We start from the raw sequence: 20,264 nt of genomic DNA, 5'->3' as shown, positions 1-20,264 counted from the left end.
ATCCCGGAAGGAGGGGTGCTCATCACAGGCGGTCTCTGCCTGAGATGCAACCGGGAATCAAGCTCCCGTCAAGGGTTCAGCAGGGCTGAAGTTCGCAATGAGCCGTCCCGACCCCTGAACGGTTACCAGGAAAGTTTCTTGCGATAGGAAGTGTGCTCTGGGCATTAGAAGACGGAGATGTGGTCTGGGGGTCGGGGGCTCTCAACGACAAGCCATTACCGCCACGCCGCAATGTTCGATGCCTAGCAGTCCGCGGACCCCTTACGGAGCGAGTGCTTATTCAGCAGGGTAGCTTGAATCAGGAAGCAATAAAACCCCTTTACTTCGATCCCGCCATATTGGTGGGCCGCATTTACGCAGAACTGCGCCACATGCGGCCTGTAGAAAATAGAACCCTTGTCATTCCTCATTATTCCGACTGGCACCATTTACATGAATGGCGTAGCCATGGACTGTTTAACAGCGATTGCGAAGTGGTAAACCCTCTTGATCATCCCAGAAGCATCGCCAGGCGTATCGCAATGGCCGGTCGAGTCATTTCCAGCTCCCTACATGGTTTGATTGTTGCCGAATCGCTAGGCATTGCAGCTATTCCATTTAAGCTTACCGACAACCGGGAACCCTCTTTCAAATATGAAGACTACTATGCTGGTTCAGGACGCCCTACCCCCCTTTTTCGGAATACGCTTCAAAGTGCACTCGACAGCGAGGCGCCAGTCGGACCAAAGTGGGATGACGCGTTCCTTCGCCGTGCTTTGGCAAGCTTTCCTTATCCTATTCGACCTTCTCTCGTCGCAAAGTAAGGCGTCCCGCAAACCCATTGGGATCCTAAGAGTCTGACGTGCACAGATCGTCAACCAAGAATCGAGGGCATTTCTGCCGCAATGGGAAGTCAGGCCGTAATCTGACTGCGAAGGCAGCGAATTGATTCTTTCGTGCGGTGTCGCTGAAATCGTAAATACCGCAATTGATCGCAAGCACCAGCAGTGACTGAATCGAGCTTTCTTTTAAGACCTTGCAGAGACCGCCCTGGGGTTGGCATGGAGCGGGTCGGTTGATGTGGCTTGGAATGGCCTATGCATCATGCAACGTTGCGGCACAACTTGGGCACTTAGGAACCCTGTACCCGTTCAGAGGCCGGGACGGGTTGTGACGAACTTTGTTCCTGCTGAACCCTTGACGGCAGCTTGAATCCCGGTTGGATCTCAGGAAGAGATCGCCTGTGATGAGCACTCCTCCTTCCGGGATTTCAGAAGCGGCCTGGGTGTCGTGGCCGGCTGGTGCCCAAGAGCTGATCCTGTCCCAGCAGGAGGAGATCGAGGAGCTGCGCGTCAAGCTCACCGCCCTTGCGACAGAGCTGGCCCAATTGCGTGAGCGGATCGGCCGCAGCTCTCGCAACTCCTCCAAACCACCCTCCAGCGACGGCCCTGGGTTTAAGCCGCCTGAGCGGCGCAAGGGCAGTGACCGCAAGCGGGGCGGTCAGCCGGGCCATCCAGGATCCGGTCCGCAATTGCTGCCGATCGAGCGGGTGGATGAGGTGGTGGAGCACCATCCCCAGGCCTGCCGCCGCTGCGGTCAGCTGCTGGACGGTGTTGATCCAGAGCCGTTGCGGCACCAGGTGATCGAGATTCCGCCGATCACACCGCTGGTGATTGAACACCGGCTGCACCGCTTGGTCTGTCCCTGCTGCTCCACCAGCACCTGCGCCACCCTGCCGGCAGATGTGGAAGCGGCCCGTTACGGACCCCGGCTCAGCACCCTTGTGGGTCTGCTGGGCAGTGCCTTACCTTTGAGCATCAGCAAGACCCAGGAACTGCTCCATCACCTGGGTGTGGTGATCAGCCGCGCAGGGATTGCTGGGATCCGCCAGCGGCTGAGCGCCACACTGGCCCAACCGATGGCAGAAGCGTTGGCAGCGGCTCGGCAGCAGCCGGTGGCCTACGTCGATGAAACCGGCGCCCCCACCGGCAATGCCGACGGCAACAATCCGGCTGGCCGCCGCGGCTGGCATTGGGTCATGGTCACCCCAGTGGCGACGGTGTTCCTGCAGGGCCTCAGCCGCTCAATTGCAGCGGCCATGGAGCTGTTGGGGAACGCCTTTGGCGGGATCGTGGTGAACGATCGCTTCTCCGCCCACAACCACCTACCGCTTGAGCAGCGCCAGCCTTGCTGGGCGCACCTGATCCGCGATCTCACTGCCATCGCCCAGCGCCCTGGTGCCAGCGCCGAGTTCGGAGCAGAGCTGCTGGACCTGCAGCAACAACTGTTTGCCCAGTGGCACAGATGACAGGAGGGAGCGAACGACTGGCCCACGTTGCAGCAGGGCTGCCGGGCAATCCGCCGCTCCTTTGAGGCCACGCTGCAGCGGGCGGTGGAGCTGGGCTATCAGCGCGGTGGGCGAACACCCTGGGCCAAGACGGTGCGCACTTGTCAGCAGGTGCTGCAACGCAGCGATGTCCTCTGGACGTTTCTGGAAATCCAAGGCGTCGAGCCCACCAACAACGTCGCTGTAGACAGAGTCTTCTCCGCAGGAGTACGAGCTCTGCGCCAGTCGGTGATTCAGCGCAAGATCAGTCAAGGCGTCCAATCAACCAGCGGTGCAATCTGCCGCAGTCGCCTGCTCACGGTAACGACCACCCTGCGGCAACAGGGGCGAGATATCTGGCAGCAGTTCCTGGAGCAGGCCTGGATTGCCCATCATCGCGGTGGCGTGATGCCATCACTGCCCCCGAATTCATGAACTGCCCAACACACGCTGTCTCTTCCTTGGACCCTCAGCACTCAGCGATCAGGGGTGGATTGGCGCGGTGGGCATCCCGCCCTCTGAACGGATACAGAACCCTAAGAGCTTCCCCATAGATCGGCAGACCGCGAGCCGGCTTCAGCCGCGGGAGAAGCGGGTGAACGTGGCGGGGGAGAAGAGGTGCCCCTCGGAAAGGGCAATGGCCACCACCGCATCGGCATCAGCAGCCGTATCCACCCGTGCCTTCAGGGCGGGGTCTGCCGCCACCTTGGCCAGAAATGCGCTGAGCTGGGATTTCGACATGGTGTTCTGCTTGATAAGCCGTCTCCTTCCTACTCCCTCTGGGTCATGCCAGCGACGTCGTGGGGCTGGCAAGCTGAGGTCATGCCCTGGTTCATCAAGACCGAATCCTTTTGCCAGCCCCGCGAGTTGGTGGAGCCCCATCTCAGGGCGCATCTTGCGTGGGTGAGGGAGCTCAGGAATCGTGGCGACCTTGTCAGCAGTGGCTATCTCGTCGATGCCAGCGGCCAACCAGGTGGCGGGGGTCTGATGATTTTTCAGGCTGAGGATTATGCAGCGGCTGAAGCGTTTGTGTCGCAGGATCCGATGATCCTCGGCGGCTGTGTGTCCTGGCAGTTACAGGGGTGGATTCCATCAGTCGGTGATATTCGCATGGGCTGACCAACCCAAGATCGAGCCCTGGTGGGTAAAGTCAGGAGTCTTAGGGCAGCGAGCAGGCTGATTTCTCTCGTCAGCTGGGCTGTAGCGGCCACTTGCTCGCACCGCCCAACCTCAGCAGATGCGCCGAGGATTGTGTCGATCAAGCTCTGGTCCTTTTCGAATGGACGCCCGCTGCTTCTGCTTGTGGTCAACGGCCTGAAGGATCTTTATGGGGCCTGCAAGCTTTCAATGATTGCAGGCAAGATGGGGCAGAATCAGTCCTTGAGGCAATGTCTTTTGCATTAGTGGGAACTTCTCTGCTGGGCATAGCTCAACTAGAGTTTCTTGTGAAGATACAGATCACGGCCACTTGAGCGAAAAAACACCGCAGGTGAAGTCGAAGTCGTCGATCCTTTTCAAAACGGGTCGGATGACTGCTGCCAGAAAGGGATGACGGCTTCGTAACTCCATGGGCGGGATTAGCCTGTAGGGCGTGAAAGCAGCTCCCTCAGTTCCGGCTCCAGCTGGGTGAAGGCCCTGCCCCTGTGACCGATCCGGCCCTTGAGGCCCTTGTCCATTTCCGCGTAGCTCAGGCCCGCCTCCGGCACGAAGAACACCGGGTCGTAGCCGAAGCCGCCGCTCCCCCTCGGGGCCTCCAGGATCTCCCCGTCGCAGCGGCCCGCCACCTCCAGCCGGATCGCTCCGCTGGGATCGGCCACCGCCAGGGCGGCCATGAAGGCCGCCCGGCGATCGGATGGCAGACCCTGCCCTTGGCACTCCCGATCGGCTGCGTCTAGTTCCATTAGCAGCCGGGCGATCCGGGCGGGGTCGGTGTCCGCATAGCGGGCGGAATGCACTCCGGGGGCGCCGCCCAGGGCGGCCACCGCCAGGCCGGAGTCGTCGGCCAGGGCCCAGTGGCCGGTGGCGCGGGCCGCCGCCTCGGCCTTCAGTCGGGCATTGGCGGCGAAGCTGCTGCCCGTTTCCTCCACGTCCAGTCCGTCGGGCTGGGGCCGCACCTCCAGCGGCAGGGAGGCCAGCAGATGGGCGAACTCCCTGATCTTGCCGGCATTGCCGCTCGCGATCACCAACACGGTGGGTGCCACCCGGGGCTCCAGTGGGTCGCCCATCAGATCGCCTCCGCCAGCTGGCGCGCCCAGGTCAGCACCGCCTGCACCCGGTCGGCGTTGGGGGCTTCGCAGTAGAGGCGCAGCAGGGGCTCGGTGCCGGAGAAGCGCAGCATCAGCCAGTGGCTTGGCCCCATCCGCAGCTTGACCCCGTCGGTGCGGTTCACCTCCAGCACGGTGGCACCGGCCACCTCCCGGGGCGGATCCTGGGCCAGCAGGGCCTCCAGCCGGCTGCGGCTGGCCATGTCCGGCAGGCGCAGGTCGAGGCGGTCGTAGACGCTGGCGCCACCGCAGCGCTCCTGCAGGGCTTCCAGGCGGGCTCCGAGGGGCAGGCCCCCTTCCACCAGCGCCTCGATCAGCAGCAGGGCCGCGAACAGGGCATCCCGCTCCGGCAGGTGGATGCCGAAGCCCACGCCGCCCGATTCCTCTCCGCCCACCAGCACCTCGCTGCTCAGCATCTCAGCGGCGATGTACTTGAACCCGACGGGCCTCTCGATCACTTCCCGCCCCAGGTCCGCCGCCACCAGGGCCATCAGATCGGAGCCGCTCACGGTCTTGACCACCCGGCCCCCCAGCTGGCGGGCGCGGGCCAGGTGGTCGATCAGCAGGGGCATCAGCAACTGGGTGCTGCAGAAGCGGCCCTGCTCGTCCACCGCGGCGATGCGGTCGCCATCGCCGTCGAACACGATGCCCACCGCCGGCCGGCCGGACGCCGTGGCCTGGCGCACGTCGGCGATCAGCTGCTCCAGATAGGGCGCCAGCGGTTCGGGTGGGTGGCCGCCGAACAGGGGATCCCGCTCACCGCGGATCTCCCGGATCACGCCGGCGGCGGCGCCCGACTCGCCCAGCAGGGCCGGCAGCCCACCGGCGGCCGACCCATGCATCGGATCCACGATCACCTGCAGGCCGGCGGCGGCCAGGCCCTCCACCAGGGCCGCGGCGTCGACCTTGGCGCCGAGCCCAGCCAGATAAGTGCCCATGGCATCGAAGCGCTCGGTGTCGCCGGGGATCGGCACGCTCAGGCCCCCGGCCGCCAGGCGCCGCTCCACCCGGGCGGTGAAGTCGCCTTCCACCGAGCCGCCGAAAGGGCCCTTGATCTTGAGACCCAGCCATTCCGGCGGGTTGTGGCTGGCGGTGATCACCAGGGCCCCCAGGGCCTTCCGCTCCACCACCGCCCAGCTGCAGGCCGGGGTGGGCACGGGGGTGGCGGCCAGCAGGGGCACCAGATCGGCCCCCCGCACGGCGGCGGCGATGGCTTCGGCCAGCTCGGGGGCCAGGAAGCGCCGGTCGTAGCCGATCACCACCTCCCGGCTGGCGAGGCCCTCCGGGGCGCTGGCGGCCAGTTCCCGGGCGGCGGCCGCCGCCACCGGCAGCAGGCGCTCCATGGTGATGTCCACGCCGAGGATGCCCCGCCAGCCATCGGTGCCGAAGTGGATCGGTCCGGCCTCGAGGGGCAGGGGGGCGGAGGCCATGGGCGGCGCGGAGGCGAGGGAGGGCAGGCCGGTCGTAGCAGGCCGGCCCCTCCGGATGGCCGCGGCGGGTGCCGGCCTGATGGCAGGCCACCGGCCCCCCTAGCCTGCAGCCCATGCCCCAGACCTCGGACGCTCCTGTCCTCACCGACCGTCTGCTGCGCAGCTGGGTGCGCTGCCGGCGGCGGGCCTGGCTCGACCTCCACGGTTCGTCCGAGGAGCGGTCGTGGAGCGCCCACCGCGCCCTGGCCCTCGATGACCAGCTGCGCAGTTTCCAGAGCCTGATGCCGCAGCGCCCCGGCCACGGGGAGGCGGCCTGCCGCGCCGGCGCGCCCGGGGTGGTGGGTCTGAGGCTGGTGGGAACCGGCCCCCGTGGGCTGCGGCTGGAAGTCCACCCGAGCCTGCTGGAGCGGGTCGAGGAGCCCAGCCGCTGGGGCGACCACAGCTACCGGCCGGTGCTGGCCCGCCAGGGCCGGCGCCTCACCCGCGAACACCGCGTCCTGCTTGCCCTATGGGGGCGGTTGCTGGCGGAGCACCAGCGCGCCCCCGTACCCCATGGCCTGGTGGTGGCTGGGGCCGACCGGGGGTTGGAGCGGGAGCGGCTGGCCCTCGGGGGCTCGTTGCAGCGTCAACTCGATGAGAGCCTCGAGCGGCTGGCCCTCGAGCTGGTCCGCCGCGAGCCGCCGCCCCTGGTCAGCGATCGCAAGAAATGCACCCTCTGCAGCTGGCGCGTGGCCTGTGACCGGGTCGCAGCCGCCGAGGGGCACCTCAGCGAGGTGAGTGGCATCGGCGGCAAGCGCCGTGAGCTCTTGCTGGAGCTGGGCATCACCAGCCTCGACCAGTTGGCGGCGGCCGACCCGGACCGTCTGGCTGAGGACCTGGCCGTCCACAGCGAGCAGCACCGGGAGGTGGCCCCCAAGCTGGTGGCCCAGGCCAGGGTGCAGCAGCAGGGCGTGCCCCGGCGCAGCGCCGAGGCGGCCGGCCCTGCCCTGCCCGAGCTGGCGGAGGCCCCCGGCGTGCTCCTCTACGACATCGAATCCGATCCCGATGCCCGCGACGACTTCCTGCACGGCCTGGTGCGGCTGGAGCGCGGGCCGGACGGCCGCTGGCCCGGGGTCCCGGGCCCGGGGGAGATCCTGGGCCGCTACCAGCCCCTGCTGGCCCTGCACGAGCACGGCGAGGCCCGTCTCTGGCGGCGTCTGAGCACCCTCCTGGCCCGCTATCCCGACTGGCCCGTCCTCCACTACGGCGAGACCGAATCGGTGTCCCTGCTGCGCCTGGCCGAACGCCAGGGGGCCAGCGAAGCCGAACGGGCGCGGCTGCGGGCCCGCCTGGTGGACGTGCATCAGCGGCTGCGCCGCCACTGGCTGCTGCCGGTCAACAGCTACGGGCTGAAGGCCGTGGCGGGCTGGCTGGGCTTCACCTGGAGCCAGAAGGGCGTCGACGGCGCCCGCTGCCTGCTCTGGTGGCGCCAGTGGCGAGAGGGCTCCGGTGGGCTGCGGCGTCCGAGCCGGGGGGCGTTAAGCCGCAAGCTGCAACGCATCTTCCGCTACAACCAGGACGACAGCCTGGCCACCTGGGCGGTGGTGCGCTGGCTGCTGGATCAGGACGCCTTACCGGCCCCTCCACCGCCCCCCGCCCCGACCGGCGGCGCCTGAAACGCCGCCGGCAGCGAGAGCCCCAGCCAGGCATCGGGCCCATCCCCGGCCAGCAGAGCGGGCTCCTGCAGCCAGGCCCGGCGCACCAGGGCCAGGCCGATCCACCCCTCGCCGCCGGGGAGTTCCTGGCTGGAGGTGATCACTCCGGCGCGGTTCCCTGTCCCGTCGCGCAGCGGCGCGCCGGCGGCGACGGTCTCGGCGGGGACAGCTGTGGCCTGCCAGCGGCGCAGTTGCTGCTTCACCCCGTCGTAGGTGGCGAGCTTGGCGAGGGTCTCCTGGCCCACGTAGCAGCCCTTGGTTAGGCTCACCCGCGTCGCCAGTCCCAGTTCAAACGGGTTGGTGTCCCCGTGGATCTCCCCCGGCGCCGCCGGCAGGCCCTGCTGGAGCCGCCAGCGTTCCGCCTGCTGCGGCTCCAGGGGGCTCCGCTCGGCCAGCCAGGGGGGCAGAGGCGCGTCCGCCGGCAGCAGCAGGGCTTCCCCCAGCTGCCAGCCCGGGGAGCCCGCCAGCGGCGCCCAGGTCCCGGCAGGTGTGGCGTCTGGCCCCGGCGATCCCAGAGGCAGGTGCAGGGTGGCCGGTGTCACCGGCCCCAGCCGCACCTTGTCGGCGGGAAACAGCACCCGGTCGAGGGCGAGGCGCACGGCCTCGGGATCCCCATCGACGATCACCAGCCAGGCCCCGTCGGCGTCCACCAACACCTCCGCCACCGCCCCCAGGCGGGCCGTGGGTCCGATGCAGCAGGTGCCGAGCCACTGGCCGGGTTGGGCCGCTTCGAGGGCCTGGCTGGTCTGGCCGTGCAGCACCCGCAGGGTGTCGGGTCCATCGAGCCGCAGCAGCCCCACCGGCCGCGACCAGCAGCTCTGGGCCGGAGGCGTCCAGTTCCAGGGATCGGCCGTGGCCGATGTCGGGACGGAGGAGGAGGTCATGGCGTCGCTTGGGGCGGGGTTCAGCCTGCCGCGCCGTCCAGCCCGGCGGCCGTGGCGGCCACCTCCTCGAGCAGGAAGAGGCTGCGCAGGTCGAGGCCGGCTTCCTGCATCGCCTCGGCCCCGCCCTCCTGGCGATCCACGATCGCCACGACCCTCTCCACCGCATAGCCCGCCTCCTGCAGCTGGGTCACGGCCTTCAGGGCCGAGCCGCCTGTCGTCACCACGTCCTCGAGGACGGTGATCCGGGATCCGGCCGGCGGCAGCGGGCCTTCGAGCCAGGCCCCGGTGCCATGGCCCTTGGCCTCCTTGCGCACGATCAGGGCATCGAGGTCGCGGCCGGCCAGGGCGGCCTGGAGGGCCACCGCGCTGACCAGGGGGTCGGCCCCCAGGGTCAGCCCCGCCACCGCCCCGGCCTCGGCCTCCACCTCCTCCAGCATCAGGCGACCCAGCAGGGCCAGGCCGATGCCGCTCAGGCTCACCGGCTTGCAGTTGACATAGTGCTCACTGCGGCGGCCCGAGGCCAAAGTGAAGTCGCCCAGCCGATAGGCCCGCTCCGCCAGCAGGGCGAGCAGGGCGGAACGCTGTTGGCTTGGGCTGGCGGGCAGGGAGACCATCGGTGGTGACGAAGCGGCGAGACGGAGTGGCGCGGAAGCAGCGGCAGCTGCGGCCGGAGATCGATGGTGAAGTGCGTCAGAGGTCGCTAACCTGCGAGCAAATCGCCCCGGAGCTGGGGCCGCGTAACCCCATGACAGCACCGATCCTGGCAGTGCCTGCCTCCCTCGCCGCACCCCTGGCGGCCCTGGTGCCGTTCGCTGCCGTCTCCCTCCTGGCTCCCGCCATCGCCGGGCCGGTGCTCTGCACCACCACCCTCGAAGCCCCCAGGCCCGCCACGTCCGGCGCCGGACCTGTGGAGGTCACCCGCTGCGGCGTGACCCGCTCGGCCCCTGAGCTGATGGAGCAGCGCTACTACAGCTTTTCGGCGCCCTTCGCCCAGGGCGTCAACCTGCTGCATCAGATCACCGATCCGCTGGGTCTCTCGATCCCGGGTCGGGATGGGGGCAAGATCGTCGCCTTCGGTTTCCCTGACCAGAACATCATCTGGGACGGCACCGCCATCGAGAACACGGCGTCGGTGATGCTGACCGACCAGAGCAGCCTGATGCCCCTGCGCACCACCGACATCACCAACGGCTTCAGCACCAGCCTCGGGGCCGGCGCCGGGCCCACCTACGTGAGGCCGCCGGCCAGCACCACCTGGACCCCGCCGATCCGGGGTCTCTGGTAGGTCGCTCCGGCCGGCGTGGGGGGGTCTAGCAATCTGGTGAATGCAGCGAACTCATAATTCGCCTTAGCCGGGTTCGATCCCCGGGACCCCCATCCCCAAAACCCAGTTACAGACAAGGTTTCCAGCCAAAGTAGAGCTATGGCAGGGGACCTGGCAAGGCACCGCTTAGGCACAGATCAGCCCGTTTTGGGCGAGAGTAGGCACGCTTTTAGGCACGCCGTATGACCGTCCGGGACCCCTACCTCACGCGTATCAACCGGGCGTTGAGAGACCTGGGCTCCAGTGTCAGCCTCGAAGTCTCTCCGTCTGGGGCGAGGTTGCGGCTGCGGGCCAGCCTTCCATTGCCCGATGGCAGCTGGAGGCAGCGACGGATCAGCACCGTCTTCCCCTACCCGTCAGGCGTGGATCAAGCACGTCAGCTTGCTACGGAGTTCGCCGCGTGCTGTCCCGACCCCTGAACGCTTACGAGTTTTCAGAAAAACCAACCCACGGGTTAATGGGCAGTCCCGGAAATAGCAGCCAAAATAAGGAGTGTCTCCTGAGGGGAGCCGTTCCATGGCAGTTGGTTGCCCGATGCCGCCGCTGGTTCTCAGCGACGACGAGGTTCAGCAACTCCAGAGCATCGCCAACTCACGGTCGTTGCCCCATTCGATCGTGCAGCGAGCGCAGATTGTGCTGGCTTGCGGAGCCGGTGAAACCAACACAGCCATTTCCAAGCGGATGGGCTTGACGGGCATGACCGTGGGCAAGTGGCGCAAGCGTTACCGGGACCTTGGCCCGGAGGGTTTACACGACGAACTCAGGCCAGGGCGGCCCCGCACCTATAAAGATGACAAGGTGGCCGAGGTGATCAACCGGGCACTTGAGAGCAAGCCCACTGATGGCAGCACACAGTGGACAGCCCGCTCCTTGGCGGCTGCCACCGGCATCTCAGAAAGCACCGCCCACCGCTGGCTGCAGACCTTTTCGCTCCAGCCGCACCGCCAGAAATCCCACCGCTGCGCGGAAGCCTGACGGCTTCAAGCTCTCCAATGATCCCTTTTAGTGCCTCCGGCACGCTCGGCCGAGGACCTCGGCAATGTCGAGAAGGTAAGAGACATCGTCGGGCTCTACCTCAACCCGCCCGACAAGGCAGTTGTGCTCTGCGTTGACGAGAAAACACAGATCCAGGCCCTGGATCGCACCCAGCCTCTGCTGCCTATGGAGTTGGGCTACGTCGAGGGTGTCACCCATGACGTGACCCCCGTTACTGGTCCATGGGAGATTGCTTATTGGCGGGGCACGGCGATTACGGTATCGAGAAACACCAACTTGTCGACGCGGCTGCTGGCTGCATTGATCAAGAAATCACTGCCGCTGGCGAAATCGATGTAGCAGCTGGTTCGGATGCAGGTGCCTGAGCTGCTGGACTGAGCACGTCGGATGTCAGCGGTGGACCGGGGCGCATTGAAGTAGACGATCACCTGGTTCGGGCTGCCCACAGGGGTGATCGTGATCGGGCTGCTGCCTGAGAGCAGGCGCGTGTCCCATTCCTGGATGCCGTTGGCTTGGCGGCAACCATTGGGATCACCGCTGCAGCCGCTGAGGGAGGCGTTGGTTTCACTGAACTGCAACAGGCCGTAGCCGCTGGGTGCGGCTGTGGCCAGGCTGAAAACACTGCTGTAGGTGGTGCCGCCATCGCTGAGATTGATCGTCACCCTGGCGCTGCGATCGGCGGTGGTCTGGGCGGCGCTGACCGTGACGGCCTGCTCGTTTGCCAGCCCGTCGAGCACCACGGTGTTCGTGGCGGCGCTGTTGGAGAGAAGGCCGCCGCTGCTGTACGGGGGGCCATTGCGCCGCAGCACAAACGGTCCACGAAAGGTCACCCCGCTGATTCCCGCAGAGGCGGCAGGCACCAGGTCGTAGGAGATCGTGAAGGCCGTGCCGTTGTTCACGCCCGAGAGGCGCAGGCTGTTGGCGCTTTGCCATTGCAGGCGCGTGGCCGTGGCGGTTTCCAGCTCGAGAAAGCGGCGTGCGCGGCCCACCTGCCGTCGCAGGCGCTGATAGGTCTGCAGCGTGCTGTTGCCCACCAGGTCCCCTGTGAGCACCCTGGCGGCACCGGCGCTGAGCAGGCCGAGAATCACCACGCTCACCAGCAGCTCCACCAGGCTGAAGGCCGCGACCGCGCGACGCTCCAGGCCCGGCCGGGTTGGCGGCCGCTCAGTTGAAGGCGGCATGGTCACAGCTGTTGTTCCGGTAGACACCGGTTCCCACCAGTCCAGCCGGGGGTAGCAGCTGAACGCAGTATTCGAGGTTCTGGGTGTTGGCTTCGGAGAGACGGATCGTGACGGGGCTTTCCAGGGTGCCGCGGGGGGCGATGGTGAGGGTTCCAGCTGTCGTGACAACCAGCCCAAGGGGGATGACGCTGCCGGAGAGAAGTGGCTGGGAGGCGAGAGCCGCGCAGGCGTTGCCAGCCGCGTTGCTGGGCCCGATTTGCTGGTTGTCGCCGCTGCCGCTGATCGCCAGGCTGCAGGCATCGGTGCTGCCGGCGGCGGTGGCCTGAGCGGTCTCGAGATAGCCGGCAAGGTCGATCGCGGCGGCACGCAGGGCGCCGATGCGGGCACTGCGCAGCAGACCGAACAGTGTGGCGGCGCTCAGCAGGCCGAGGATTGCCACCGCGATCAACAGTTCCGTCAGGCTGAAACCTGCAACGATGCCTGGGCCGGGGCGGACGCTTGCCATCGGATCAGGGTGTGCACCAGCTGCCGGCCTGGATCAGCAGCGATCCGCGCCGCTCGAACGCGGGCGAACCCCCATAGCTGTAGGAGACCACCAGGCTCTGGGGCAACGAGCCTGTGGTGCCTGAGGGGAGGCTGATGGAGCGGCTGAGGTTGCCGCCGTTGGCAGCCTGGAGCACCTGAGATGTGTTGAGGGTTGTGGGGATCGGGAAGGGGCGCGTCGGGGTGCCGGTGTCGGCGGCTGCGGCGCTGAGGAAGGTGGTCACCAGTGTGCTGCAGGCGATGGGGGTGGCGTCGAGGTTGCCGTAGCGGAGCGGAGCACTGGGGTTGGCGCCACAACCTGATCGGCAGTTCCAGGTGTGCGCGTAGCCACGCAGCCAGTTCAGATCGCGGTTGATCATGGTTTGCACCAGGGTGAGGGCATCACCGCGGCGACTGCTGGCGGTGGCGAGATTGGTGGTCTGCGCGATCAGCACGGTGGCGATCGACAGAATCGCGCCCGACACCATCAGTTCCACAAGGGTGAAGCCTGCTGAGAACGTGGTAGGGAATGCTCTCCGCTCAAGTGGGCTGGCTGACGGTTTCATTGCGCAACAAGGGTGCGAGGAGGGCTTAAATACCACGTGCGGAATAGGAATAAACCTGGCAGCTGATTCCAAATAGATCGTTGATGCCATCGTTGGCATCGCATGGGGAGTTTATGAGATGGCGAACATACTTTTCGTATTTGATTTTGCAGGCCCAGTTAGCGCCGAACAAGCTGTATTCGGTGAGGGCAATGCCAGTGGGCTCTTTCATCTCCAACGTGACCGTTTGAGCCCAGATAAAAGCTCCATTGATTCGTCCGCTACCTTCAATGAACCAGGTCGCTTTGCTGCTGTCGTTTTCACAGGCTGAGGGAGTGATGCTGGCGCTGACTTGGTGGGCGGCGCGAGGATCTCAAAAAAATTCGCAATCGATTCCAGCTTTTGGGGTTCGTGGCGCGAGAGCTGCTGAACACGGTATTGATGATCTGAGCGTTTTTGAGATAGAGTTGCGCTGTTGAGGTATTGGCGATCATGTAGAGGATTACGGGATAGTTCGTGGTATTGACGCTGAGATCTTTAGCGTCCAGGTAGAGATTGTTAACCTTGCAAGCGATCACGTCTTCGGGTTGCCCTGTTGGTTTCAGAACCTGGACCTGCCTGCAATTGGTTCGCAGGGTGGTGCCAGAGCTGTACGGGTAATTGATGGTGCTCCCGCTTGCTGATGCGTTGGTGATAGCTGCAGAAGTCCAGGCGCTAGCGGTAATGGCTGGAGTTCCCGTTGGAGTCGGCGGCTTGGGGCCAAACATGGACAGGAACTTGCTGATCGTCAATTCCTCAACCGGGAAGGCACTGGATAAGCTGGATGAACCGGTGCGGCACTGTGGCTCCGTCATGCCAAGGCAGTTGATGATTAAAGACGTGTCTGACGTATCCCATCGCCATGGAGTGGTGCCACTGTCCTGTGCGATGCGTGACATGATCGATGGATCCTTTTCTACCGCGATCAAGCTCGACGCTCCGCTACCAAGACCGATGAAGGCGTAGGAATTCGTTGAACCACCTGAACTGGAGCCCTGAGGAAGCGCCTCCACCGTCACCGCTCGCTCGATGCGATGGGAGGCGATCACGCTGCCATTGCGCAGGACATCGCCGCGGATGACCAGCCTCGCCGTACCGCCGGCAAGATTCCCGAATTTGGTGCAGCCACTTGGTGCAGCGCCTGGGTACTGGGGTGGGGTGAAACTTTCCAGCGTGTAGCGCATCTGGCGGCCGTTTCCCACCGAGGGGAAGGGCGTGGGTGTCTCGATGATGCTGGCGCCGCTGATGGCGCCAGTGGTGCTGGAGCTGATGTTGCAGGTCTGGCGCTCCTGGGCGGTGACGGTATTGCTGGTCCAGTTGTCCCGCTTGGTAACCAGCAGATAGCTGTTGCCGGGATCGTTGAGCAGGTCGATCACGCGGTTGTAGCCCTCCTCAGCGGCCTCGCGTGCCTGTTCGGCGTCGCTGCCGCGGCTGGATGCGCTCACCAGGCTCAGGGCGCCGGCCACGATGGCGGCGGAGCCGGCCAGCACCAGCAGCGCCAGTCCGAGGCTGGCGGTGATCAGGCCAGAGGTGCCCAGACGGGTCGACCGCGATCGGCGCTTCAACAGCTGCATGGTCGCGCAGGTACCTGGTGGCGCTTCCGCTGGTTGCGTCGCGGGGTACCTGTTCAGGGGGTGGGACGAAAACCAAGATCGATTGCGGTTCAGTGGCTTTGACCTGTTTTCTGGTGATTTCACTTCAACCAAGAAGCCTCCTGGGGGCTGCCTGAGGCCGACTTTGACCATCGCTGGAGCAGCGTAGACACTACGGGTAGTGTCCTCGGTTTGACTAGACGCTATACATACCCCCTGAACGGGTACGTCGCGGGTATGCTATGTAATACATCTCATTGCGACCGTCATCGAAAGATAATATGAATCTTACCAGGCAGAGCCAATCTGCCGCCTAGACTAGAGATGGGATCGCAAGGGGTTGTCCGTGGAAAATCGGAGCGACGGAGCCTCAGGAACCCGCCAAGGCATAAAGCGCCCCTTCAATCACCACCCGGCTGATCCCCTGGTTGAGCAGATAGGGGGCGGTTCGTTCAATGACGCGCGTGTCCGGCAGCTTGATCACCCGCTGGGTGCGCCCACACAAGCGCTTGGCCTGGCGGGGATTGGTGAACACCACCAGAGCCCGATGTTCCTGCCTCACCAGCAGCGTCCCGTGGAGTGATGCTTCCATAGATCGTCAAGCCCCTGAGCGAGGTTTTTGGCTGCGGTTCTGATCCTGAGCAGCTGATCGTTGGGCCGTTCATGTGGCCGCGGTTCTGCGGGGTGGTTTGCCCATCAGCAGATGGAACACCTCCCTGGCGATGAACCGTTTGAGGCAGCGCAGGATGTCCTTGTTGCTGAGCCCTTCTGCTTTGCGGCGTTCGGCGTACCTTGGTCTGCTCATGCCAGCGCAGTCTCACCACAGCGATGCGATGCAGGGTGGCATTGGCCTGGCGATTGCCACCCCGATTCAGCCGGTGATGCCGACTGTTGCCTGAACTTGCTTGCAGGGGGCTGGCGCCGCAGATGGCTGCGAAAGCCGCCTCTGAGCGAATGCGCTCTGGGTTGTCGCCAACAGCCGTCAGCAGCACTGCAGCTCCATCGATGCCGATGCCATAGCTCTGACGTCGGCCGGGGCAGGCCGCCTGAGTCAGACCATCGAGATCGGCCATCAACTCCTTGAGCTCGGCATCGGGAGCCTGGATGCGCCTGGCCAGACTGCGCAACGCACGTCTTGCGGCAGCCAGAGGATCGACCAGCTCGCCGGGGAGGAAGCTTGCGCAGGTGGTGATGAGCTCGTTGCGGCTGAGGCCCGAGAGCCGCTCCCGTAACGCCATGGGGGCAGTCACCAGCAATGAGCGCCCCTGGTTCAGGGCCCTGGTCCGCCCATCGATGACGGAGTCCTTGGCCACTTTCAGCAGGCGGATCATCTCCACCTGATCGCCACCTCGCTTGGGGACGATGGAAGCCGTACCGGCCAGAAACGCCCTGGCTGCCGCCTCAGCGTCCACTAGGTCATCCTTGCGTCGGCTGGTATTTCTGCGTCGAGGAGGACCTGATCGGCCAGGAGCACGGCCTGTTCCAGAGCGGGATCCGCTGTCGCGGCACCCTCTATTGCGATTCCGCTGCCGGTGCCCTGGTGCGGTTCGAGACAACCGGCAAGGGCGGCCGCTTGTTGCCTCAGCAGCTCGCTCGCTGGAGTCCGCTCGATGGGGCGGCCTCAAGGATCGGGCCAGGGTGTGATGGATTGTGCATCTGCATCAGTGGTAATCCTCGAAATCGAGATCGAACACGTGGCTGTCGCGGAACACAAACGTGAGCCGCCAATTGCCGATTAACCAGATCGACCACCGCCCCTTGTCTGCCCCCTTGAGCAGATGCAGCCGATAGCCCGGCAGATCCAGATCCTCGATCTGGGCAGCGAAGTGCAACGCTGCTAGATACAAACGAAATTTGCGAGCCTTATCACATAACCGAACCATCACTGGCTCAGTGTAACGCAGTGTGCAACGCCCTGCTGTAGCTGGCCGCCCTGGCCTTGGGGCTGAGCCAGCGGTCCTGCGGGCCCAATTGGGCTGTCGGACCACGCTGGTGCCAAAGGCTTACCCCAGGGTCACCACCCCTTCGAACTGGGTGAACGCCGGATCGGTGCTGGCCAGCACGAGGTCTTCAGACCTGGCCTGGGCCGCCAGCAGACGATCAAAAGGATCTCGGTGCGGCACGGCCCAAAGGCCAGCTTGCCGGGCCACGGCACCGCTGATCGGCAGATCGACCGCCGCCAGACGGTGCAGGGCCATGGCGTAGTGGTCGACGACGGATCGGGCGTGCTGCAGTTTTCCCAACCTCCACTTCGTGGCGATCTCCCAGGCGGAGGCGGCGCTGACAACGAGCGTGTTATTGCTGTCCTCCAGGGCGTTGTGCAACTCAGGGGAGAGCTTCTGGGGTTCCAGCAGGGCCCAGAGCAACACGTGGGTGTCGAGCAGCAGTTTCATCAGCCCCAGCGCTCCAGTTCGTCGTCGGGCAGGGGCTCGAAGAACGCCTCATCCACCCTTCCCTGCAGGATGCCGAGCTGCCGGCGCGGGCTGGGATCCAGGGGCACCAGCTGGGCGATGGGTTTGCCATGGCGAGACAGCACGATGCGCTCGCCGGCGGCGACCCTGGCCAGCAGGGCCGAAAGATGGGTCTTCGCTTCCTGAACATTGACGCAACGGGTCGCGGCCGGGCCCGAAGGGCCCGATGAGGGGGCACCCTGAACGAAGGACATAATCTGGTCTGGTCGGTATGGTCAGGCTAGCGGAGAAGGGTTTGCGATTGGGCTGGCAATCGCGCCATGAAGCTCCGTTCTGCCGCTCCGGGTCGGTCCGGGTCGACCGGACCTGGTCTGGTCTGGTCTGGTCTGGTCTAGTTTGTTGTTCTTGTCTGTTTCACGCCATGGCAGCACCATCGCCCCTCGGTGGCGGTGGCCGTCGCACGGTCAACATGCTGGAGGCCAAGACCCACCTCTCGCGCCTGGTGGAGGCCATAGAAACCGGTGCGGCAACGGAGGTGGTGATCGCCCGCAACGGCAGGCCGGTGGCACGGCTCACTGCCCTGCCGGGGCCGGAGCGGCCCCGGCGTCTGGGGGTAGCCCGCGGTCAGTTCATCGTTCCGGAGTCGATCGATGCCGCCAATCCGCTGATCGCCGAGCTGTTTGAACAGGCCTGATGCGGCTCCTGCTCGACACCCATGCCTTCCTCTGGGCGATCAACGTGAACCACGGCTGGGCCCGCGTAGTCGCGACCTGATCACCACTGAGGCCAGCAGCGTGCTGATCAGCGATATGCCGCTCTCGGCCGCCCAGGCGATTCCGTGGGCTTAGGAGTGCGGCTTTGAGCTCCCGCCCCTTGACCTCCCCCACCTGCTGACGCTCGAGCAGTTGCCTCTCCATCACCGCGATCCGTTTGACCGCCTGCTGGTGGCCCAGTCGATCAGTGAATCGTTGCTGTTGGTGAGCGCCGATGCGGCGTTTGAGGCCTATGGCTGTCCGCTGCAGGATGCTCGCCACTGAAAGCGGAATCGTGCCTGGTCGGGTGCAGGCCGTCACCGCTCTGTCACACGCGACCCCTGGGCCCCCTGGATCCACGGCGTTCCACTTCGATCCTGTGCACGGGATGCTGCCCAGTGAGTACGACATTTGCGAGGTTTCGGAGGAGCTCTATCTGGCAGTGCTGGAGGCCAGGAATCACGCGCAGCTGTAACGGGCCTGATGAAAAAGCCTTGCGGCAGAGAGGGCGGCAAAAATATGCCGCACCATCCCTTCAACAAGGCCATGTGGTGATTGTGTTGTGAATTAGATGATGCTGAGGCTGGTCAGCGCTCCACTGAATCCTGTGATTTCCACGATGGAATCGTTGTTGGCATTGAAGCCGGCGGTGCCATCGTTGAGGGCGAGGAAAGTGCGGATCCCCTGGCTTGGATCGTTGTAGCTGAAGGTAGCTGCGCCATTGAGGGCGAAGGTGCCTGATGTAAGCACCGCCTGGATTCCGGTCTCCGTGAGGTTGCTCACAGCGCCCAACTCGCTCAGGTTGGCTGCCGTCACCGCACTGGGACCATCAATTTGGTCTGTGCCGATCGCGAAGTCTGTGATGCGATCGAAGGCGGACAGACGGCTGTCGGCCAGGGCGATTCGGAAGGTGTCGCTACCGCTGCCGCCGGTCATGGTGTCTGCTCCCGCGCCGCCGATCAGCAGGTCATTGCCGCCGTTGCCGATGAGTCGGTCGTCGCCCGCCAGGCCCGAGAGGGTGTTAGCTGCCTCGTTGCCTGTGATCCCATTGGCTGCGTCATTGGCCGTGCCATTGATCGCCGAGCTGCCTGCCAGGGTGAGATTTAGATACTGGCTAGCCAGGCTGGTCACGCTCACCGTTGAGGTGAAGGTTGTGGCGAAGCTGTTGCTGAATGAAGCCACATCGCTGCCGCTGCTGCCCTGGATCACACCGCTCACCTGGTCTCCGGCTGGATCGGTGTAGGACACCCGCAGGTCCACCCCCGGGCTGGGTTCGATGCCCGACAGGCCTAGCACCAGCTGGGTTGGGTTGGTGGAACTGACGGCAACAGAGCTGACGGTGCTGTTCGTCGGCGTGCCGGTGGAAGACACGGTCTGCACCAGGAAGGCCGAAGTGGGAACCCCCGTTGCCGTGATGGCGCTGGAGAAGGTCAGCACCACGGTCGATCCGCTCACGCCAATGGTCAAGAGGGTCGGTGCCGGCTCCGCATTGGTGATGGAGCCCACCACCGCCGCCGTGGTGCCGATGGTGTAACCCGTGCCAGTGGCAAGGGTGAGCGCAACGGTTTCATCCAGCTCGATCGTGGTATCAGCGGTGGGATCCACGGTGACCGTGGCGATGGCCGAACCAGCCGCGAAGGTGACCGTTTTTGTCGTGCCTGTGGCACTGATCCCGGTGAAGTCGGTGCCGAGGGTGGCGGTGCCGGCCACGGTGTAATTCACCGTCAACGCGCTGGTGGTAGGGCCAGTGCGGGAGAAGGTATAGATCATATTGGCGGTGCCATCTTCTGTCACCGAGGCCGGGGAAACGGCGAGGGTGATGGAGGGGAAATCGTCGTTGGTGATCGTGCCGGTGGCCGAGGCAGTGGTGATGGTGGCGCCAACGGGGGTGGAGAGGGTGACCGCAAAGGTTTCGTTCGATTCAACCGTCAGGTCGGCGTTGACGTTGACGGTGATGGTTTTGCTGGTTTCACCAGCCAGGAAAGAGACGGTGCCGCTGGGGAAGATGCCGTTCTGGAAATCAGCTGCCGTGGCAGGGATGGCACCGGTGCCTGCGACGGACCAGGTGGCGGAGCTGGTTGCAGCTGTGTTTCCGGTGCGGGTGACGGTGAATGTGTAGGCAGTGAGTGCACCAGTGCTGCCTTCTACTTTGCTGGCGGAGGCTCGTGTGATGGCGAGGGAGGTTCCGTCGTCATTGCTGATCGTGCCGGTGGCCGAGGCAGTGGTGATGGTGGCGCCAACGGGGGTGGAGAGGGTGACCGCAAAGGTTTCGTTCGATTCAACCGTCAGGTCGGCGTTGACGTTGACGGTGATGGTTTTGCTGGT

At 65.1% G+C, this 20,264-nt stretch carries 23 protein-coding genes and 1 tRNA gene; 10 read left to right on the top strand and 14 right to left on the bottom strand.

What is annotated here, in order from left to right:
• Positions 1 to 272 precede the first annotated feature (272 nt).
• From KBZ12_RS17300 to KBZ12_RS17290, 3 genes are all read left to right on the top strand, one after another.
• A complete protein-coding gene (locus KBZ12_RS17300; RefSeq protein WP_254959293.1) occupies positions 273 to 803 on the top strand; it encodes a polysaccharide pyruvyl transferase family protein in 531 nt (176 codons plus the stop codon).
• 422 nt (positions 804 to 1,225) lie between these two features.
• Positions 1,226 to 2,287: a transposase gene (locus KBZ12_RS17295; protein ID WP_254959291.1), complete on the top strand. Its 1,062-nt coding sequence runs from the start codon at positions 1,226 to 1,228 to the stop codon at positions 2,285 to 2,287.
• 27 nt (positions 2,288 to 2,314) lie between these two features.
• Positions 2,315 to 2,740, top strand: a complete 426-nt coding sequence (locus KBZ12_RS17290; protein WP_254959290.1) for a transposase — start codon at positions 2,315 to 2,317, stop codon at positions 2,738 to 2,740.
• A gap of 141 nt (positions 2,741 to 2,881) precedes the next feature.
• Here KBZ12_RS17290 and KBZ12_RS17285 read toward each other — a convergent pair whose 3' ends face one another.
• Entirely contained in the window at positions 2,882 to 3,046 is a 165-nt protein-coding gene (locus tag KBZ12_RS17285; protein WP_254959289.1) for a Nif11-like leader peptide family RiPP precursor, read from the bottom strand.
• Positions 3,047 to 3,127: 81 nt separating this feature from the next.
• Here KBZ12_RS17285 and KBZ12_RS17280 point away from each other — a divergent pair, with 81 nt between their 5' ends.
• A complete protein-coding gene (locus KBZ12_RS17280; protein ID WP_254959288.1) occupies positions 3,128 to 3,424 on the top strand; it encodes a YciI family protein in 297 nt (98 codons plus the stop codon).
• A gap of 458 nt (positions 3,425 to 3,882) precedes the next feature.
• Here KBZ12_RS17280 and rdgB read toward each other — a convergent pair whose 3' ends face one another.
• A complete protein-coding gene (gene rdgB / locus KBZ12_RS17275) occupies positions 3,883 to 4,530 on the bottom strand; it encodes an RdgB/HAM1 family non-canonical purine NTP pyrophosphatase (RefSeq protein WP_254959287.1) in 648 nt (215 codons plus the stop codon).
• Positions 4,530 to 5,999, bottom strand: coding sequence for a phosphoglucomutase/phosphomannomutase family protein (locus tag KBZ12_RS17270; RefSeq protein WP_254959286.1), 1,470 nt, complete (start codon positions 5,997 to 5,999; stop codon positions 4,530 to 4,532). The genes rdgB and KBZ12_RS17270 overlap by 1 nt, the downstream gene beginning before the upstream one ends.
• 113 nt (positions 6,000 to 6,112) lie before the next feature.
• Between KBZ12_RS17270 and KBZ12_RS17265 the strand changes: the two genes are divergently transcribed.
• Entirely contained in the window at positions 6,113 to 7,654 is a 1,542-nt protein-coding gene (locus KBZ12_RS17265) for a TM0106 family RecB-like putative nuclease (protein WP_254959285.1), read from the top strand.
• Here the strand turns inward: KBZ12_RS17265 and KBZ12_RS17260 are convergent.
• Together KBZ12_RS17260 and pyrE are read right to left on the bottom strand one after the other, a co-directional pair.
• Positions 7,600 to 8,577, bottom strand: a complete 978-nt coding sequence (locus tag KBZ12_RS17260; RefSeq protein ID WP_254959284.1) for a folate-binding protein YgfZ — start codon at positions 8,575 to 8,577, stop codon at positions 7,600 to 7,602. The two genes, KBZ12_RS17265 and KBZ12_RS17260, sit on opposite strands and share 55 nt — an antisense overlap.
• 20 nt (positions 8,578 to 8,597) lie before the next feature.
• A complete protein-coding gene (pyrE, locus tag KBZ12_RS17255) occupies positions 8,598 to 9,191 on the bottom strand; it encodes an orotate phosphoribosyltransferase (RefSeq protein ID WP_254959283.1) in 594 nt (197 codons plus the stop codon).
• Between the two features lie 131 nt (positions 9,192 to 9,322).
• Here pyrE and KBZ12_RS17250 point away from each other — a divergent pair, with 131 nt between their 5' ends.
• The 3 genes from KBZ12_RS17250 (at position 9,323) to KBZ12_RS17240 (ending at position 10,876) form a co-directional block, all read left to right on the top strand.
• Positions 9,323 to 9,862: an Occludin/ELL family protein gene (locus tag KBZ12_RS17250; protein ID WP_254959282.1), complete on the top strand. Its 540-nt coding sequence runs from the start codon at positions 9,323 to 9,325 to the stop codon at positions 9,860 to 9,862.
• 19 nt (positions 9,863 to 9,881) lie between these two features.
• Positions 9,882 to 9,954, top strand: a tRNA-Ile gene (locus KBZ12_RS17245).
• A 481-nt stretch (positions 9,955 to 10,435) separates the two neighbouring features.
• A complete protein-coding gene (locus KBZ12_RS17240) occupies positions 10,436 to 10,876 on the top strand; it encodes a helix-turn-helix domain-containing protein (protein ID WP_254959281.1) in 441 nt (146 codons plus the stop codon).
• 254 nt (positions 10,877 to 11,130) lie between these two features.
• On the opposite strand, the gene KBZ12_RS17230 is transcribed toward KBZ12_RS17240, so the two are convergent.
• The 8 genes from KBZ12_RS17230 to KBZ12_RS17195 form a co-directional block, all read right to left on the bottom strand.
• Entirely contained in the window at positions 11,131 to 12,078 is a 948-nt protein-coding gene (locus tag KBZ12_RS17230; RefSeq protein ID WP_254959280.1) for a prepilin-type N-terminal cleavage/methylation domain-containing protein, read from the bottom strand.
• Positions 12,062 to 12,583: a Tfp pilus assembly protein FimT/FimU gene (locus KBZ12_RS17225; RefSeq protein ID WP_254959279.1), complete on the bottom strand. Its 522-nt coding sequence runs from the start codon at positions 12,581 to 12,583 to the stop codon at positions 12,062 to 12,064. The genes KBZ12_RS17230 and KBZ12_RS17225 overlap by 17 nt, the downstream gene beginning before the upstream one ends.
• A 4-nt stretch (positions 12,584 to 12,587) precedes the next feature.
• The gene (locus KBZ12_RS17220; RefSeq protein ID WP_396101482.1) at positions 12,588 to 13,088 is read right to left on the bottom strand and encodes a hypothetical protein; all 501 of its coding nucleotides are present in this window, start codon (positions 13,086 to 13,088) and stop codon (positions 12,588 to 12,590) included.
• Positions 13,089 to 13,465: 377 nt separating this feature from the next.
• Complete coding sequence (locus tag KBZ12_RS17215; RefSeq protein ID WP_254959277.1) at positions 13,466 to 14,758, bottom strand: hypothetical protein; 1,293 nt, start codon at positions 14,756 to 14,758, stop codon at positions 13,466 to 13,468.
• Positions 14,759 to 15,228: 470 nt separating this feature from the next.
• Positions 15,229 to 16,107: a transposase gene (locus tag KBZ12_RS17210; RefSeq protein ID WP_254959276.1), complete on the bottom strand. Its 879-nt coding sequence runs from the start codon at positions 16,105 to 16,107 to the stop codon at positions 15,229 to 15,231.
• Between the two features lie 330 nt (positions 16,108 to 16,437).
• Entirely contained in the window at positions 16,438 to 16,659 is a 222-nt protein-coding gene (locus KBZ12_RS17205) for a type II toxin-antitoxin system RelE/ParE family toxin (protein ID WP_254959275.1), read from the bottom strand.
• A gap of 120 nt (positions 16,660 to 16,779) precedes the next feature.
• Positions 16,780 to 17,169, bottom strand: a complete 390-nt coding sequence (locus KBZ12_RS17200) for a type II toxin-antitoxin system VapC family toxin (RefSeq protein ID WP_254959274.1) — start codon at positions 17,167 to 17,169, stop codon at positions 16,780 to 16,782.
• The gene (locus tag KBZ12_RS17195; RefSeq protein WP_254959273.1) at positions 17,169 to 17,441 is read right to left on the bottom strand and encodes a type II toxin-antitoxin system Phd/YefM family antitoxin; all 273 of its coding nucleotides are present in this window, start codon (positions 17,439 to 17,441) and stop codon (positions 17,169 to 17,171) included. Before KBZ12_RS17195 ends, KBZ12_RS17200 begins: the two co-directional genes overlap by 1 nt.
• Positions 17,442 to 17,608: 167 nt before the next feature.
• On the opposite strand from KBZ12_RS17195, the gene KBZ12_RS17190 reads away from it, so the two are divergent.
• Positions 17,609 to 17,881 (top strand): type II toxin-antitoxin system Phd/YefM family antitoxin, encoded by a 273-nt coding sequence (locus tag KBZ12_RS17190; protein ID WP_254959272.1) that lies wholly within the window; start codon positions 17,609 to 17,611, stop codon positions 17,879 to 17,881.
• A gap of 211 nt (positions 17,882 to 18,092) precedes the next feature.
• Entirely contained in the window at positions 18,093 to 18,224 is a 132-nt protein-coding gene (locus tag KBZ12_RS17185; RefSeq protein WP_254959271.1) for a hypothetical protein, read from the top strand.
• Positions 18,225 to 18,506: 282 nt separating this feature from the next.
• On the opposite strand, the gene KBZ12_RS17180 is transcribed toward KBZ12_RS17185, so the two are convergent.
• The coding region (locus KBZ12_RS17180) for a bluetail domain-containing putative surface protein (protein ID WP_315859435.1) at positions 18,507 to 20,264 on the bottom strand (1,758 nt) is incomplete at its 5' end.

This window comes from Cyanobium sp. Cruz CV13-4-11, assembly GCF_024346055.1.
In the GTDB taxonomy this organism is placed as follows: Bacteria; Cyanobacteriota; Cyanobacteriia; order PCC-6307; family Cyanobiaceae; genus Cyanobium.
Note: the sequence above shows the minus strand (reverse complement) of the source record. Positions and strands in the feature narration are given on the sequence as shown.

Excerpts from the sequence above, each read along its gene's own strand:
- KBZ12_RS17295 (WP_254959291.1), top strand. The coding sequence starts at position 1,226 with ATGAGCACTCCTCCTTCCGGGATTTCAGAAGCGGCCTGGGTGTCGTGG.
- KBZ12_RS17285 (WP_254959289.1), bottom strand. The coding sequence starts at position 3,046 with ATGTCGAAATCCCAGCTCAGCGCATTTCTGGCCAAGGTGGCGGCAGAC.
- KBZ12_RS17280 (WP_254959288.1), top strand. The coding sequence starts at position 3,128 with ATGCCCTGGTTCATCAAGACCGAATCCTTTTGCCAGCCCCGCGAGTTG.
- rdgB (WP_254959287.1), bottom strand. The coding sequence starts at position 4,530 with ATGGGCGACCCACTGGAGCCCCGGGTGGCACCCACCGTGTTGGTGATC.
- KBZ12_RS17270 (WP_254959286.1), bottom strand. The coding sequence starts at position 5,999 with ATGGCCTCCGCCCCCCTGCCCCTCGAGGCCGGACCGATCCACTTCGGC.
- KBZ12_RS17265 (WP_254959285.1), top strand. The coding sequence starts at position 6,113 with ATGCCCCAGACCTCGGACGCTCCTGTCCTCACCGACCGTCTGCTGCGC.
- KBZ12_RS17260 (WP_254959284.1), bottom strand. The coding sequence starts at position 8,577 with ATGACCTCCTCCTCCGTCCCGACATCGGCCACGGCCGATCCCTGGAAC.
- pyrE (WP_254959283.1), bottom strand. The coding sequence starts at position 9,191 with ATGGTCTCCCTGCCCGCCAGCCCAAGCCAACAGCGTTCCGCCCTGCTC.
- KBZ12_RS17250 (WP_254959282.1), top strand. The coding sequence starts at position 9,323 with ATGACAGCACCGATCCTGGCAGTGCCTGCCTCCCTCGCCGCACCCCTG.
- KBZ12_RS17240 (WP_254959281.1), top strand. The coding sequence starts at position 10,436 with ATGCCGCCGCTGGTTCTCAGCGACGACGAGGTTCAGCAACTCCAGAGC.
- KBZ12_RS17230 (WP_254959280.1), bottom strand. The coding sequence starts at position 12,078 with ATGCCGCCTTCAACTGAGCGGCCGCCAACCCGGCCGGGCCTGGAGCGT.
- KBZ12_RS17225 (WP_254959279.1), bottom strand. The coding sequence starts at position 12,583 with ATGGCAAGCGTCCGCCCCGGCCCAGGCATCGTTGCAGGTTTCAGCCTG.
- KBZ12_RS17220 (WP_396101482.1), bottom strand. The coding sequence starts at position 13,088 with ATGGTGTCGGGCGCGATTCTGTCGATCGCCACCGTGCTGATCGCGCAG.
- KBZ12_RS17215 (WP_254959277.1), bottom strand. The coding sequence starts at position 14,758 with ATGCAGCTGTTGAAGCGCCGATCGCGGTCGACCCGTCTGGGCACCTCT.
- KBZ12_RS17210 (WP_254959276.1), bottom strand. The coding sequence starts at position 16,107 with ATGATCCGCCTGCTGAAAGTGGCCAAGGACTCCGTCATCGATGGGCGG.
- KBZ12_RS17205 (WP_254959275.1), bottom strand. The coding sequence starts at position 16,659 with ATGGTTCGGTTATGTGATAAGGCTCGCAAATTTCGTTTGTATCTAGCA.
- KBZ12_RS17200 (WP_254959274.1), bottom strand. The coding sequence starts at position 17,169 with ATGAAACTGCTGCTCGACACCCACGTGTTGCTCTGGGCCCTGCTGGAA.
- KBZ12_RS17195 (WP_254959273.1), bottom strand. The coding sequence starts at position 17,441 with ATGTCCTTCGTTCAGGGTGCCCCCTCATCGGGCCCTTCGGGCCCGGCC.
- KBZ12_RS17190 (WP_254959272.1), top strand. The coding sequence starts at position 17,609 with ATGGCAGCACCATCGCCCCTCGGTGGCGGTGGCCGTCGCACGGTCAAC.